The 14,772-nt window shown below is 44.4% G+C and carries 13 protein-coding genes; 8 read left to right on the forward strand and 5 right to left on the reverse strand.

Going from position 1 to position 14,772, the window contains the following annotated elements; genetic code table 11:
* The first annotated feature begins 85 nt into the window (after window positions 1-85).
* Together AC1DP6_RS08050 and AC1DP6_RS08055 are read left to right on the forward strand one after the other, a co-directional pair.
* On the forward strand, window positions 86-1,123 hold the full coding sequence (locus AC1DP6_RS08050) for a sensor histidine kinase (protein ID WP_477054365.1): 1,038 nt from the start codon (window positions 86-88) through the stop codon (window positions 1,121-1,123).
* Complete coding sequence (locus tag AC1DP6_RS08055; RefSeq protein ID WP_477054366.1) at window positions 1,116-1,793, forward strand: LytR/AlgR family response regulator transcription factor; 678 nt, start codon at window positions 1,116-1,118, stop codon at window positions 1,791-1,793. Before AC1DP6_RS08050 ends, AC1DP6_RS08055 begins: the two co-directional genes overlap by 8 nt.
* On the opposite strand, the gene AC1DP6_RS08060 is transcribed toward AC1DP6_RS08055, so the two are convergent.
* A complete protein-coding gene (locus AC1DP6_RS08060; RefSeq protein ID WP_477054367.1) occupies window positions 1,788-2,624 on the reverse strand; it encodes an AraC family transcriptional regulator in 837 nt (278 codons plus the stop codon). The two genes, AC1DP6_RS08055 and AC1DP6_RS08060, sit on opposite strands and share 6 nt — an antisense overlap.
* Before the next feature lie 123 nt (window positions 2,625-2,747).
* On the opposite strand from AC1DP6_RS08060, the gene AC1DP6_RS08065 reads away from it, so the two are divergent.
* Together AC1DP6_RS08065 and AC1DP6_RS08070 are read left to right on the forward strand one after the other, a co-directional pair.
* A complete protein-coding gene (locus AC1DP6_RS08065) occupies window positions 2,748-3,164 on the forward strand; it encodes a carboxymuconolactone decarboxylase family protein (protein WP_477054368.1) in 417 nt (138 codons plus the stop codon).
* Between the two features lie 24 nt (window positions 3,165-3,188).
* Complete coding sequence (locus tag AC1DP6_RS08070) at window positions 3,189-4,205, forward strand: zinc-dependent alcohol dehydrogenase family protein (RefSeq protein ID WP_477054369.1); 1,017 nt, start codon at window positions 3,189-3,191, stop codon at window positions 4,203-4,205.
* Here AC1DP6_RS08070 and AC1DP6_RS08075 read toward each other — a convergent pair.
* Window positions 4,202-4,861, reverse strand: coding sequence for a suppressor of fused domain protein (locus AC1DP6_RS08075; protein ID WP_477054370.1), 660 nt, complete (start codon window positions 4,859-4,861; stop codon window positions 4,202-4,204). The two genes, AC1DP6_RS08070 and AC1DP6_RS08075, sit on opposite strands and share 4 nt — an antisense overlap.
* 59 nt (window positions 4,862-4,920) lie before the next feature.
* On the reverse strand, window positions 4,921-5,373 hold the full coding sequence (locus tag AC1DP6_RS08080; RefSeq protein WP_477054371.1) for a hypothetical protein: 453 nt from the start codon (window positions 5,371-5,373) through the stop codon (window positions 4,921-4,923).
* A gap of 326 nt (window positions 5,374-5,699) precedes the next feature.
* Here AC1DP6_RS08080 and AC1DP6_RS08085 point away from each other — a divergent pair, with 326 nt between their 5' ends.
* From AC1DP6_RS08085 to AC1DP6_RS08100, 4 genes are read left to right on the forward strand one after another with little or no spacing between them, the layout of a single operon-like run.
* Window positions 5,700-8,894 carry a SusC/RagA family TonB-linked outer membrane protein gene (locus AC1DP6_RS08085; protein ID WP_477054372.1) on the forward strand — a complete coding sequence of 1,065 codons (3,195 nt, stop codon included), beginning with the start codon at window positions 5,700-5,702 and terminating at the stop codon, window positions 8,892-8,894.
* 46 nt (window positions 8,895-8,940) lie between these two features.
* Entirely contained in the window at window positions 8,941-10,464 is a 1,524-nt protein-coding gene (locus AC1DP6_RS08090) for a RagB/SusD family nutrient uptake outer membrane protein (RefSeq protein WP_477054373.1), read from the forward strand.
* A gap of 34 nt (window positions 10,465-10,498) precedes the next feature.
* Window positions 10,499-11,152, forward strand: a complete 654-nt coding sequence (locus tag AC1DP6_RS08095; protein ID WP_477054374.1) for a hypothetical protein — start codon at window positions 10,499-10,501, stop codon at window positions 11,150-11,152.
* Between the two features lie 36 nt (window positions 11,153-11,188).
* Complete coding sequence (locus tag AC1DP6_RS08100) at window positions 11,189-12,160, forward strand: hypothetical protein (protein WP_477054375.1); 972 nt, start codon at window positions 11,189-11,191, stop codon at window positions 12,158-12,160.
* 37 nt (window positions 12,161-12,197) lie between these two features.
* Here the strand turns inward: AC1DP6_RS08100 and AC1DP6_RS08105 are convergent, their stop codons facing one another.
* Both AC1DP6_RS08105 and AC1DP6_RS08110 read right to left on the reverse strand, forming a co-directional pair.
* Window positions 12,198-13,427, reverse strand: coding sequence for a DUF4998 domain-containing protein (locus AC1DP6_RS08105; protein WP_477054376.1), 1,230 nt, complete (start codon window positions 13,425-13,427; stop codon window positions 12,198-12,200).
* 66 nt (window positions 13,428-13,493) lie between these two features.
* Window positions 13,494-14,747: a DUF4959 domain-containing protein gene (locus AC1DP6_RS08110; protein WP_477054377.1), complete on the reverse strand. Its 1,254-nt coding sequence runs from the start codon at window positions 14,745-14,747 to the stop codon at window positions 13,494-13,496.
* Between the last annotated feature and the right edge of the window lie 25 nt (window positions 14,748-14,772).

Genomic DNA, 14,772 nt, shown 5'->3' on the forward strand with positions numbered 1-14,772 from the left:
AACAAACGGCAAAGTGGCGTCAATCACCGGAGGGCATTAGGAGAAAGAAAAATATTTGCCGACATTTATCCTACCAAACATCAACATGAAAAAACTATCTGACATAAAGCTATTTGAGTTGTACGTGTGGCTGATACCCGCTTTTTTGTTGTTAAACCTGCTTGGTGATGCAATAGAAAATCCCGGCAACTTTCCCCTGATAATTTTTAATGAAATCTGGTTAGTAAGCTATTTATCGGTAGCAAATTACTCCCTGTTTGAATACACCTTGCCGAAGCTAAGTCTGAAAAGGTTTATCTCTTCTTTTTTTCGGGTATTGTTATACTGCTTTATTTTCTCGCTGGGTTTCTATCTCTGGCGGACACTTGGTGTAACATTGCATATCCACACCACGCTGGGCAAACCTATCACAATAGCAAAAAGAATCGGCGACCTGACAGGCTATAGTATAGGATCGGTTTTGTTTTTTGGTATCGTCAGACATCTCTACAATTATATCCGGCTGAAACAGTCGGCACAGCAATTACGTATTGCCAGTCAACAAGCGGAGTTGAACTATCTTAAGTCTCAAACCAATCCACATTTTTTATTCAACACCCTGAATAATATCTATTCGCTGGCAAGAGACAAGTCTGATCTGGCGCCTGAATCCATTCTTCGTTTGTCGAAGATACTCCGCTACATGCTGTACGAAACCAGTGGCCCCTATATTGCTATTGAACAGGATCTTAAAATCATCGATGACTACATCGCATTGGAGAAACTACGCTACGATGATTCTCTGCGCGTCAACTTCAATTATGACCTGGAGGATATGAAGCAGTCGTTGCCCCCTCTCCTGTTGATTCCGCTGGTTGAAAACGCTTTCAAGCACGGCGTATCTGAAACGAGAGATCTTCCGTTTGTAGATATTCATCTGTCTGTAAAAAACAGGCAGCTACTTTTTATAGTAAAAAATTCTACTGGTGACCCTTCCGGTGAAACCAAGGCAAAAGAAAATATAGGGCTTTCCAATCTGCGGCGGCAACTGGAATTGCTTTACACCGACTATCAACTGGACGTACAACAAGGTGACTTTGTATTCACCGCTACTTTAAAAATAAACCTTGCAAGCCATGCCTAAAATAAAGTGCATCATCATAGAAGACGAGCCGCTGGCGGTGAAAGTACTAAGTGATTATATTTCCGAAGTGCCATTCCTGGAATTGCAGAAAGTATTTAAAGATGCTATCCTTGCTGCTGAATTTCTGTTGCATAACGAGGTAGATCTTATCTTTCTGGATATCCATCTACCTAAACTAAAAGGCATGGATTTCCTGAAAACACTGGCCAATCCACCTGCTGTTATTGTTACCACGGCCTATCATCAATATGCCGTAGAAGGGTTTAACCTGAATGTAACGGACTACCTGCTGAAACCATTTGAATTTGCACGGTTTCTAACCGCAGTAAATAAGGTCAATACAGAACAAAAGAAAGGATCAAATGAGAACAGGGACTTTATCTTCGTGAATATACAAAAGCGGAAAGTCAAGATCCTATTTTCAGAGATATTATATATTGAAAGCCAGCGTGAATACATTAAAATTGTTACCACCAGGAATGAGTACATTTCCAAGATGAGTACCAGTGAGATAGAAGAGATCCTGCCAACGGCCATCTTCAAACGCATACACCGGTCTTTCATTGTTTCTGTCAACAAAATAGAATCCTACACAGCAGAAATGGTGGAGCTTAATGGCATATCCATACCTATTGGAAGAGGATATAAAGATGTGATAGATAAATTATAACCCCTTTCTGATCTCCCTCATCCCTTTACCAAAATATTTCTTCATCATCTTATTCAAATGACTGCTATCCGTAAATCCCAATTCCCAGGCGATTTCCGCTAAAGGAGTAGTCGTATAAATAGCGCGGGATTCAGCAATTTGCAAACGTGATTTCAATACAAAGTCCTGAAATCGTTCTGCAGCATTCCGTTGAAAATATTCACTGAAATAACTCTCAGCAATATTAAATTTAGCAGCCAGATAAGGTACTGATATCTTCTCCGGATCTAAAATATTAAAGGAGATAAAATTCCATAAATCGATAAACTTCCTGTCTTTGAATGTACGCCCCTGCAATACCTTTTTCTGGATATTACGCGACAAAATACCGAGAATAGATACCAATGTGTTCTGGATAATAAATGCGGAACAAATATCTTTTCGCTCGTATTCAAACAGTACCACATCGAGCAGTCTTTTCACCTGGCTTTTGTCTTCCGGGTCATTGATGATCTCTCCGGGATCCCGATCATGATTACCTAAAATAAAGTTGAGCCGGCTAAACCAGGAACTATAGTCCAGTTGGTCTTTTCCCCCGGACATAAAATAACTTCCGGTAAAACGAATGAACAAAAACAGCGTGGGTTTTTCTATGATATACATGTGGCATTTGGCAGCCGGCAGCAGAAAGATACCGTTTTCCGTATATTTCCGCTTGATGTAATTTACGCTTTGCAGACCTTCTCCCCGAAGAATATATACCAGTTCAAAGAAGTTGTTTTTCCTGTTCCTCTCGCTCCACTCGTGGTATTCAGCGATCTCAATAGCAAACGTATCGTGCAGGTAATCCATATAGCAAAAGTACGAACTCCGAACGGTTAAATATCGCTTTCCAATCACGTTACTGTTTTCTCAGAGGTTATTACCGTTAATTTAACCATAAGAGATCCAATTTTGCGCTACAATAAACGAATCATGGATTACAAAACCATCTCAAAAGAAACGATTGGATTCCTCTACCAGGCGCATAACAGCATCCGGAAATCCGGACTGGACAACAAATTGATTGCGCTCGCAGAGTTACGTGTATCTCAATTAAACGGCTGCGCGTATTGCTGCCGTTTTCATAACCAGGAGCTAAGGGACATGGGACTTCACCAAGAGGTACTCGACAGACTGCCCGGCTGGAAACATTCTAAAGCCTTTGATCATCAACAGGAATTGGTGTTGCAATGGGCAGAGGCCATCACATTGATGCAGGAAGATCTTCCCTCACTACGCGAAAAGCTGGACAAACAATTTACCCCAAAGGAAGTGGTGGAGCTAACTGCCAGCATTTCCCTCATGAATGCACTCAACCGGCTTCGCATCACGCTGGGAGAAAAAGATTAATTAACATCAAAGCATTATAATTATATGAAAGCTGTTGTATTAGAAAAATTTGGAATTGACCATTTCAACATCCGGGAAATTGAAACCCCGAAACCCGTCCGCAACGAGGTTTTGGTGAAAATCAAAGCAGTATCTTTAAATTACCTGGACGGCATAGTGGCGAATGGAAGCTTTAACGATAAACTCAAATTTCCTTATATCCCCGCATCCGATGGCAGTGGTATTGTAGCGGAAATCGGGCCAGACGTTACCCAATGGAAAGTCGGAGATCGTGTAGCCATACAGTATGTACAAAAATGGACAAGAGGCGCCATCAATAAAGAGAGTAATTCAATAAGGGTGGCCTGGCAAACGCCTGGCGTGATGGCTGAATATGTATGCATTCCTGAGTATGGACTGGTGAAATCACCGGACAACCTCAGCTTCGAAGAAGCTGCCACACTTCCCATCGCAGCAGTAACCGCCTGGCATGCTTTAATCAACCAGGCTCATTTACAATTGGGACAAACGGTGCTCACCCAGGGTACCGGTGGCGTTTCCCTTTTTGCGCTTCAAATAGCTAAAGCAGCAGGCGCCCGGGTAATTGCTACCACCAGCAGCGATGAAAAGGCAGCAAGATTGAAACAACTTGGCGCCACCGTCGTGATTAATTATAACAATTATCCCGACTGGCATCAACAGGTACTTGCGCTAACAAATGGAGAAGGGGTGGATATCACCTTAGATATTGCCGGCACGGCAACAATAGGACAATCCTTACTGTCTGTAAAAGAAAACGGCTTTGTAGGTACTGCAGGCTTCATTACCGGCACCTCCCTTCCTCTGGATATACACGCACATAAGATCAATATGTCGTTTCTGAGGATTCAGGGATTAGCGGTTGGCAGCGCGGAAAGCTTTGCGGCGTTAAACCGGGCCATAGAAGTAGCGGATATACATCCGGTTATTGATAGCGTGTTCCCCATGGAGCAAGTGCGTGACGCTTACCAGCTGTTGGAGCAGGGAAAGTATTTTGGAAAGATTGTTATTACGGTTCCTTAAGACTTCCTGTTCAGGTCCGTTATCAGCAAAGGGTTATCTCTTTTTAATTCACTGATCAATGCAGCCACCGTATTAGTAGTAGGGTGCTGCATTACCCTTTCCAGTTCGGCGTTTGTTACCCCTACCAGTTGCAGGAAAGATACTTCGCCGTGTGGGGTTTCTATTCTTCCCAGTTCAGGATCAAGTGCTATTACAAAGCCCGTTATTTCGGTATCAGTATCTAATCTTATGGGGCCTTTCGCAGGTATAAAATGATTTTCCTCAAACCACTTTCCGCTTTTAAACACATATCGTGCAAGGTTATTCATTACGTGTACCGCCCAAATTGGATCCTCTTTGTCTTTTGCAAATGGCTTCAGCCGGAAGGTAAATTCAAAGCCCCATTTACTGAATTCACCACCCGCCTTTTCATGATCATAATAAAGCTCGGACATGCCGTAGCTGATAATATGACGATGTGGCTCCTGTTTGGCGGAATCATAAATGCTAACGCCATCTATGGGATCGGTACCGCCTACTGCAAAGTGAATACCGCAGAGCGGCCCGTAATGGCGAGGTTCTGTTTTACCATAAACGCCTTCCAGGGCATTGTCTATTGAAAGCCAGCCAACTGCATCTTCTGCTTTATATCGTTGTTTATATGCTTCTGGTGTCATGGGAAAATTGGGATATCTATCTCTAATATAATATTATTTATTAAAAAATACCACCCCGGTTAGGCTCCCTGTCTACGCCTCAGCTCTCTCCCACTCCTGCTGGCTATGAAAAAGAAGAATAACATTATTCCTGTAAACACAGCCGGTATCATAATGGGAAAATCATCCACTTTCATAAAGACAGCTATCCACAGACCGAGCACAAAAGGCGACATCAGCCAGCCAATTATATAGCCGAGTATCCGGGCCACCTTATGCTCCCTGTCACTGGCATTGCTCCATCCCGAAGATCGGGCGGGGCGACTATCAGGTACATTTCTATAGGTAGTAGTATAGGTGTTGATAGTGGTATGCACCACCGGGTCGGGACGGTAATTGGGATTGCTCACCCTGAACTGCGAACCACAATACTCGCACTGGATCGTTGATTCCGGCTGATTGCTGCCGGACATTGCGGGCTGCGAAAATACTGTTGCGCCGCAACCGGGGCATTTTGTATGCTGAATACTCAAATTCTTATCATTTAACTTCCTGCAAAAGTATACTTTTTATCATCCCGTCCCCTCCCAGGCAAAAGTCCCCAGCCAGCCATACTTAACTACAACTTAACAAAATGCAATTACAAGAAGTTAAATTCTGCATATTAATAGAATAATTAAATTCTAATTTTAATGTCATATTGACACTAATTAATTTAGCACCTGGTGATTCACAACGTTATTGAAGGCTATCCCTTTTCCCCTTGCTGTTTAGATTACTGTGATCGGCTGTCTGTATAAACCAATCGTGCTCTGCTTACTTAGGCCAATAAATATTAACCAAAATCAAATGATTTAATATGAGAGAATGCCTTCGACTCCCATTGCTATTATGTTATATCATAATAGCATCCCTGCATGAAGTAAAAGCGCAACAGCCGGTCACGGTATCCGGTATTGTAAAGAGCAACGACGGAACACCCTTACCAGGTGCCAGCGTTGTTGAAAAAGGATTCCCCGCCAACGCGGCCATGACAGATCCAAACGGAAATTTTACGTTGCGCCTGATGCGGGAAAATAATTTTCTTTCTATCAGTTATATCGGCTTTGAAACCGGTACCATCAAAGCAGGTAGCGGCAAATTGCAGATTACATTGAAACCTTCCCAGAAAGCACTGAATGATGTAGTGGTCATTGGTTATCAAAGTGTGAAAAGAAGAAATGTGACCGCCGCCGTTTCCTCTATGAGTGGCAAGGATATCCAGGATATGCCACAAGCCAGCTTCGATCAGATGCTACAGGGACGCCTCGCCGGTGTAAGCGTATTGTCCAGCACCGCAGAACCGGGACAGCGCTCCAATATTGTAATCCGCGGCGCCACCAACGTTGACTATGGCAACGCCAACGGCGGAAATACCGGCCCACTATACGTCATAGATGGCGTTATCTTCGACATTAATACCATTGGTAGCTCCTACAGCGGTACCAACCCCCTCAGCTTAATCAATCCCAATGATGTGGAATCCATCGATGTACTCAAAGATGCCTCTGCATCCGCTATATATGGCGCACGCGGCGGAAACGGGGTGATCATCGTTAAAACAAAAAGCGCTAAAAGAGGACGACCACAGGTATCCGTATCAGGATATTTAGGCGCCACCACTCAACCGGCACTGCGAAATGTAACCACCGGTGCGGCGGAAAGAAGATTAAAAATGGACCTGATCACCCGCCTCGCTCCCTATAACGAAATCCGGGATGGATATATCCCAGCTCAACTAACAGATAGCCTCAATCCGGCCTTTAACAACAATGTAGACTGGCAGTCAATGATGGTAAGAGACCAGGCACTTGTCAACAACCAGGATGTAGCTATTGCAGGTTTTCTTGGCAGCGCTAACTACCGCGTTTCCTTAAATCATTATAATGAACAGGGATTATTAAAAGGATTCTCCATAGACCGGCTATCTCCTAATCTGAGCTTATCCGTAAGTCCCAGGAAAGGACTACAGGTAAATACCAACCTGATGATCACTTCTGAAAAACGTAATCACGGAACCGGCGGTGGCTCCGGGCAACTTTTTGCTTCGTGGAATTTCCCTACCTCCTTTGCACAGCTTACCCCGCAACAGATTGCCCTGTTCAACGGACAAGCCAATCCATTCGATGACAATAATATTTTTGCGTACAACGGCTCCATCGGTGTAGTAGATACGCTGGTGAAAAATGTTGTTTTCCATAGTACTTATGCCGCTAATAATTATATCGACAAATGGGCTTACTTCTCCCCAAAAGAATTGAATGGTATTTCTAATATGGCATTCGATATCACGTCCAGTAACCCATCCTGGTCGTTTGAAAATTATGTAGAATATAATACCCTGATCAACAAACATCATATCAACCTGGTAGCAGGTGCTTCTGCCTATGCAGTGAAAAATTACAGCACCTGGGCACAGGCACAAGGCATCTCTGTTACCGGTATACATACATTGCAAACAATTCCTCCCGGCTCCTCCCTGAGTGTGACCAGCAGCCAGCAGAAAAAAACAACGCTGTCGTACTATGCCCGGCTATCCTACGACTACGAAGGCAAATATATGCTGACTGCCTCCTTCAGAAGAGATGCCAGCTCTATCTACAGCCCGGAATACCGATGGGGTACTTTCCCCGCATTTTCAGCCGGATGGATTGTGTCTGATGAGCATTTCTTCCAACCCGTAAAAAATGTGGTGAACTTCCTTAAAGTAAGAGCCAGCTGGGGAGTTACCGGTAATGACCCCGGTTCCTTCTACGCCAAATACCAGGGCCTCTACAATGACGGCTCTTTCCTGGGTGGCAGCACCGGAATTATCGTTCCCAACGGTACTTTCCCTATCGCCGGTGGAACACCTTCTACTTATAATGGTACGCCTGTCATCTCTCCCTACCCTTATTACAATGGCTTTTCCTCACAGGGAATCAGTGCCAGTAATAGTGTGAGATGGGAAAGATTTATCCAGCCGGATTTCGGAGTGGATATTTCGATGTTTAATGACAGAATAGGCATTACGGCAGACTGGTACCGCAAAGATGCAAAGGATAAATATTTCTACCAGGTACCGGCCCAGAGCACTACCGGCTACCGCTTCTATGCAGGCAACTTTGCAGATGTACGCAATGAGGGAATAGAACTGGCCATCAATACACACAACTTGAATCCCCGTGCAGCCTTCCAATGGAATACCAATTTCAATATCTCTTTTAATAAAAACTATGTAACCAGACTGCCAAATAACAATCGTGATTTCCTGTTTGGTGAATCCTGGTTCCAGCAATCCCTTACCATGGGTGAGCCTTTATATAACTACAAAGTATACCAGATCAATGGCGCCTTCCCTACAGAAGCCAGTGTACCAACAGATCCTATGACGGGCAAAAAACTCACCTACCTCGGTAAAACGCTGCATGCCGGTGATCCCAGCTACCAGGACATGAACGGTGATTATAATATCGATTATGATGATAAAGTAATTGCCGGCAACCCATTACCCAAAGTAACCGGTGGATTCGGCAACAGCTTTAGTTACAAAGGCATCAGCTTAAATATTTTCTGCTCCTTCCTGACCGGCAGAAAAATTTTCAACGGCTATCTATCCGATGCGTTAAACGGTAGCAGATCCTATTCCTGGTGGGGAACGAATGCAGGACCAGCCGTGCTAACGAATGTATTAAATCAGTTCTGGCAACATCCCGGGGATATGAGCAAATACCCTACCCTGGTGTCATCTGATGGCTCGAGCGATCGTTATAATATTGCCAGTTCCTATTTTGTGGAAGATGGGAGCTTTCTCCGCGTAAAACAGGTATCGCTGTCCTACAACTTCCCGGCCCGCTGGGTACAGTCTATGCGCATACGCTCCTTCAATGTTTTTGGTATGGCAGACAACCTCCTAACGTTCAAAAGAAGTCCGACTATACCTGATCCGGAACTGGTAGATCCTACCACCGGCTCTTCTAACATGGCTTATCCTGCTGTCAGGAAATTTACGATTGGCATCAGAGCGGAACTATAATTCCGGATGTTGAAAATCTTCTCCTCTAACTTTTAAAATATCAGCAATGAAACCAATCAACTGGCTTATTCTGTTTACAATATCTGCCATGATCTTTACTTCCTGCAAAAAATTCCTGGATCAGGATCCCGATAGTCAGGCTACAGATCAGACCACCTGGAAGTCCGAAGGAGATGTAAATTCCTCTGTAGCGGCATGTTATTCGCTACTCAGAAGTGCACTCAATGCTTCTATCACGCATTATGCATATGGCGATTTGCCCTCCGATGAATTCAACAGCGAATTTGTTAGCGGCGGCGATAATGACTCTTATAAAAACGTGGCCAGCATGAAATGGGAAGGAAGCATTCCTCCTGCCAACAGTTATGTAGCACTACTGAAGCTAAGGGTCTATTCTAACTTCTATACTACGATCGCACAGGCCAATCGTTGTCTGCATTTCATAGAATCCATGCCTGCAGCTGTATTTTCGGGTAATGATGCAGGTGCACAACAGGCAAAGAAAAATCAATACATAGGGGAAGCTTACTTCGTGCGTGCGTTTGCTTATTTTTATATGGCCAGGGTATGGGGAGATGTTCCCCTGGTAACCAATTACTACCCCGATGTGTCTACCGCACCGCAGGTAGCCCGGTCACCGCAAAAAGATATACTCGCCCAATGCGTGGCCGATCTGACGCTGGCGAAACAATACCTGCCCTGGAAAGATAATAACTCTGCCGACAAAATTGTAAGAGGTGATAAAGGAAATGTATTTGCCCTGATGGCACATGTCTACGCATGGAAAAGCAGCTATGATAGCTGTCGCATGGCCTGCGACTCTGTAATCAGCTCCGGTAGCTATTCGCTGGTGCCTGCCAGTGATTATCTTTCTATCTATAAAGGACAATCACCCGAAGGCATTTTCGAAATATCCAACAACCAACTGAAAGAAAGCCTGGTAGCTGCGCAGAGCATAGCCGGGCAAACCCTGGCATCGCCTTATATCAACAATATCACCGTTCCGCTATGGCAACTGAATACAGGAGTAGTCAATACCCTCTTCTACGACACTACAGATATTCGGTTTAAAAAATCATTTGCCACCATTGCTACCGGTACTACCAGCTTTATATCCTGCATCAAATATTCCAATATACAATACATTGATCCCAGTAAACAACCGCAGTTTACCGTGGCGCAAAACAATATCGTCATCTTCCGCCTCGCAGATATCAAACTGCTGAAAGCTGAGGCCATGGCCGCAGGAACAAACCCTGATTTTGGCGGGGCACTTTCTATTGTAAATGAAATAAGAGCCCGTGCAGGACTCACTAAGCCGCTCACTGGTATTACGGGTCGGCCGCTGTTAGATACCATCACCGCAGAACGTGGCCGGGAACTATTCCTGGAAGGTCACCGGTTTTATGACCTGGTACGACTCGCCAGAAATACCGGCGTGGTGAAATTCCCCTTTATTTCAACAGGTGAATTTGCCGCCGGCAAATACTACTGGCCACTGGATCCCAGCCTGTTTCTCACCAATTCAAAATTGGTACAAACACCTTTCTGGCAAGGAAAACTTAAATAAAGCAGCGGTGATATTTCAACTAAAAAAACACACCATGAAAACGTTACATAAAAACTGGAAAACAGGAATCCTTGCTATCATGGCAATAGCTATCATTTCCTGCAAAAAAGACAGCTACCTGACAGATGGGGGAAAGCACCCCGTTAATACACCACTGAGTACTTATGATTATTTAAAGCAACACAGCGCTCATTATTTTGATACCACCATACTGCTCATCGATCATTTCAATCTGAAAGATTCCGTCAATAAATCGGCTACCTTTTTCGCCTTTACCAACTTCTCTGTAAAGCTGATGATGACGAACCTGAATGTGAGCAGTCTTGATCAGCTGTACGACAGTGTTAGTTCCAGGCTGATTACCCAGTATTTATTTGGAGATAACATCAGCCTGGATAATGTCAGCAGTACACCCGTATCCAAAAACAACTGGGCGGGCGTAACGGCTCCCTGCGCGGTAAAAACCATCACCGGCTCTTATGCGGTATGGCTTTCCGGATCCGCTCCTGTATTCAGTTATTACTCCCTACAGTATATAAAGGTCAATGGCGCGTTGGATGGCTCACCCGGTGCACCGGAAGGAGATCCCGTAGATATAGCCATTACCTGTCAAACTACAGGTATAAAAACGTCTACAGGCACTACGTTGCATGTACTGGCCAACAATGCACAGCTCACCAAAAGATAATTGTTCAGATTATTCATGTCTAAACCAGCATCATATATGCTTAGTAATAAAATAAACCGACTAACCCCCACCTGCCTGTTACTGGCCATCCTGGGGTTTTATAGCTGCGAAAAAGTGGAGAAAGGATTTTTGAGTGACAGCATCTACTATATTGAAAATCCCTTTACTATTCAGCAGGGCATCACTGCTACTTCTTCCACATTGGTAGCAGATGGCTCCACGAGTCCGCTCAAAGTTGTCCTGGCAGGTATACGTAATAAAAAAAACAACGCAAAAGCAGACAGCATGTTCGTCACACCTCAGATGATGAGTACTTATACAGATGCAGTTACTTATGAAGATTCCACACTGGCCAAATTGAAAGCCAAATTAAGAGATAGCCTCGTAGCACCTTTTAGCATCAACCCTATCGGAGGACGTTTGCAATTCACTCAAACGTCTTTGTTTATTGATCCGGGGTCCTACAGCATCGATGTGGCTGTATCTAATGTGAAAGGAGAAAAGACGCTGCGGGACGCATGTAATATCATCGTTACACCGATGACTACCATCGATACCCTGCTCTATAAAAGTTGGACTACAGCTGATGCAGCAGGAAACTTCTATTCTCTTCCGGATAACTTACAGATGGATATCACCCACAATGGGCAAGGACCCAACAAGATCATTTTTCAATGGAAAGATAAAAACGGTGATTTTTTCAATCCGGCAGCAGGAGAAGTGTATGGCCGCGATCAACGTCCCAGTTTCAAACACTGGGACCCTTATTATCCGGAAGTCAAAACAACTACAACCATCGAATATGAATATCCCCAGGGAATTCCGGAGTTGCCGGCATTTCCGTCAACGGCTATCGGGTTCGACAATGGTATTTGTTACTACCGGGTGGATATGAAGTATACAGACATCGGGTTACATGTGAACACCGTGTCTTCTATCAAATACTATGTTACCAAGGGAACTTATACAATTACTTATTATCTCAACAATGTGGTGAGGAAAAAATAAAATGAGTGGAAGCAAATTGCTTCCACTCATTTTATTTTTATTGTTTACTAAACATGGTCACTTCACTTATATTCACCGAATTGGAATTATTCACCGTACGTACTACCCTGATACGTATATAACGTGCCGGCGGCGCCTGTGGGATGAAATCAAACTTCATGGCGGCGTTACCATCATCTCCCCTGATAGCAGTAGTGAGCAATGTCCATCCTTTGCTGCTCATTTCAGCAGCCCATCCCGGATCAGTACTTTTCAGGGAGGTAGCCGCATTGGTAATATCAGCAATACCCCATACTTCAAATTCAGCCGGATTATTACAGCAGTTCCTGCCTGTTTCTTCGATACGTCCCAGGTTGTATATTTTGCCCATATCAAAAGTGAGGGTGCGTGGCAGCGGTGTGTTCGACCCCTGATCATCACTATGGAAAATGTCAGGATAACCCTGCGGTCCTACGCTACCATCCCACAATTTGCTCACACGGGTATCTGACTGGTAGATGCCCATATCATTTGGCAGGTCATGTTCCTGGAATAAACTTTTGTCGCAGGCCACCAGTTTAAAGATATCCGGGAAGGTATCGTAACTGTTGGTATAAAAAGTATCCAGTGCGCCTTTTCCGGGAATGTAGGAAGACTGATAAGTAACCGGCTTACCCGCTTTGTAGCTGGGTAAATTAATGGAGTCCGCGGTGCCCGGAATAGTGGCGATTGCCTCCACACCGGCGGCATTGGTGTATTTGATGTTGGTGGCAATGTTAATCGTATCCGGTATGCTGAAAAACAACGTAACAGTACCATCGTCCCGTATTTCATAGGGTTTGGTAGCATCGGGCAAACGGTTATGAAGCGTACTCCGGTAAATGTTGCCATAGGCATGTGCATTATCTATTTCTGTTACAATAGACCTGTTTCCGGCCGCATCAAAGGAATACAGAAAAAACGTATAGGCGTACTCGCTTAATCCCGGAATCAGGCAACGCACCGTATCCGTGGGCTTATGAGAAGTGGCGGTAATAACAACAGAATCCTGCCGGTTATTCCAGTACAACACATACTTGCTGATACTGGGATCTGAGCTGGGTTTCCAGCCGATGGCCAGTCGGCCGTTACCCGGATAAATGGTTATGCCAGATACCGTACCGGGATATTGAATTTCCTTATTGCCCAGAAAATCCCTGAAATCAGTAGCTTTCCGGCTGCACGCAATGAAGAGGAACAAACCACAAAGTGGCAAGAGGAGTTTTGTAACTAAGTGATACTTTCTCATCTCATAATATTTTTAATAAAATAATTTTTAAAAGAATACCAGTAACGGGGGAAGTAACCGTAACCGTTACCTGTTATCTCCCCATATGCTGAGTTCCATTATGTGAAAGAATTCATTGCTATGCGCTGCATTGGTAACACATTCAAACCGCATGTATCGTACTTTCGGCAGGCTCAGTGAAAAGTTATATCCAAAACCTGCGTTCCAGAAAGCCAGATCAGCGTTGTTATATGCCGGAGATACCAGCCCGGATGGCTGGGCAGGCAAATGATAAACACCCATGTTGATCCAACCGCCTGGTGTGGCTTGTCCTAATGGAGGGAGATTAGTAGTATCCGGTAATATTTCATCCACCGGCTGATCCGCGCGGCCCCACATCACCCAGGTTTCGGGATTACCGTATCCCCAGAGATAGGTACCGTCATCCAATCCGCGGCCCCACATTGTAAAGCGGCTTAGCTTGGCTACCTGTCCCATATCAAAAGTGACCCATTTAGGCAATGGTGCCGTAGTAGGATAAGTGGAGTGATATCCGGGCCTTCCCAGGTTGCCATCCCACATATAACGCAGTTCCCATCCAAAGCTAAAACCATCGTCAGAATTCAGTTTGTACACATTGAACTTCGACTTATCCATCATGGTTTCGTAAAGTGGTTTAACGGTCGTATACACCGTATCAGAGATGTTTCCAAACTCATCGGCCAGGTAGATCCCAAATTTCCGTGGAATGGTATCATAGCCCCTGATGCTATAGGAGATATTTTCCTGGTTGGTATAGTTCTGATTTTTGATTTCCATTTTACGTGTGGTGGCATCTTCTGTAATAGTGATGATACCGATGTTATCTTTTGCGGTATTGGTTACGCTGATGTTCACCCCGCCAAAGTCGGCCTGCATAACAACCGTAGGCAGCGCCTGCAGATAGGTAGGGGTGCCAGGATGTACGGTCACATTCACCGGATCCGACTTTACATCAGCCCGTGAAACCACATACAGTTTCACGGTATAATCCTGGCTTTTGGCAAAGCCACCTACCGCGATGGTATCGGTGTAAAAGGAAGCTTTGGTTTGCCTGCTTTTAGTATCATTGATCAGGTACTCCGCCTGTACATACAATACATTTTTGGAATCCGGCAACGTATAGGTAATATAGGCGCCCCCATTTCTGTTGATCACTTTAACATTGGAAACCGGCTGTGGCTTTGTCTTATCATTGGATATTACATCATTGTATCCCTCGCTTTTCTTACAGCCCAACTGTAGCATACCTAATGCCATCAGCGGTATTAACACGCGGCTTATTTTATATATAGCGTCCATACAAAAAATTAAAACTGGTTTGAAA

This window comes from Chitinophaga sp. 01L420, from assembly GCF_056399985.1.

Excerpts from the sequence above, each read along its gene's own strand:
- AC1DP6_RS08050 (WP_477054365.1), top strand. The coding sequence starts at position 86 with ATGAAAAAACTATCTGACATAAAGCTATTTGAGTTGTACGTGTGGCTG.
- AC1DP6_RS08055 (WP_477054366.1), top strand. The coding sequence starts at position 1,116 with ATGCCTAAAATAAAGTGCATCATCATAGAAGACGAGCCGCTGGCGGTG.
- AC1DP6_RS08060 (WP_477054367.1), bottom strand. The coding sequence starts at position 2,624 with ATGGATTACCTGCACGATACGTTTGCTATTGAGATCGCTGAATACCAC.
- AC1DP6_RS08065 (WP_477054368.1), top strand. The coding sequence starts at position 2,748 with ATGGATTACAAAACCATCTCAAAAGAAACGATTGGATTCCTCTACCAG.
- AC1DP6_RS08070 (WP_477054369.1), top strand. The coding sequence starts at position 3,189 with ATGAAAGCTGTTGTATTAGAAAAATTTGGAATTGACCATTTCAACATC.
- AC1DP6_RS08075 (WP_477054370.1), bottom strand. The coding sequence starts at position 4,861 with ATGACACCAGAAGCATATAAACAACGATATAAAGCAGAAGATGCAGTT.
- AC1DP6_RS08085 (WP_477054372.1), top strand. The coding sequence starts at position 5,700 with ATGAGAGAATGCCTTCGACTCCCATTGCTATTATGTTATATCATAATA.
- AC1DP6_RS08090 (WP_477054373.1), top strand. The coding sequence starts at position 8,941 with ATGAAACCAATCAACTGGCTTATTCTGTTTACAATATCTGCCATGATC.
- AC1DP6_RS08095 (WP_477054374.1), top strand. The coding sequence starts at position 10,499 with ATGAAAACGTTACATAAAAACTGGAAAACAGGAATCCTTGCTATCATG.
- AC1DP6_RS08100 (WP_477054375.1), top strand. The coding sequence starts at position 11,189 with ATGCTTAGTAATAAAATAAACCGACTAACCCCCACCTGCCTGTTACTG.
- AC1DP6_RS08105 (WP_477054376.1), bottom strand. The coding sequence starts at position 13,427 with ATGAGAAAGTATCACTTAGTTACAAAACTCCTCTTGCCACTTTGTGGT.
- AC1DP6_RS08110 (WP_477054377.1), bottom strand. The coding sequence starts at position 14,747 with ATGGACGCTATATATAAAATAAGCCGCGTGTTAATACCGCTGATGGCA.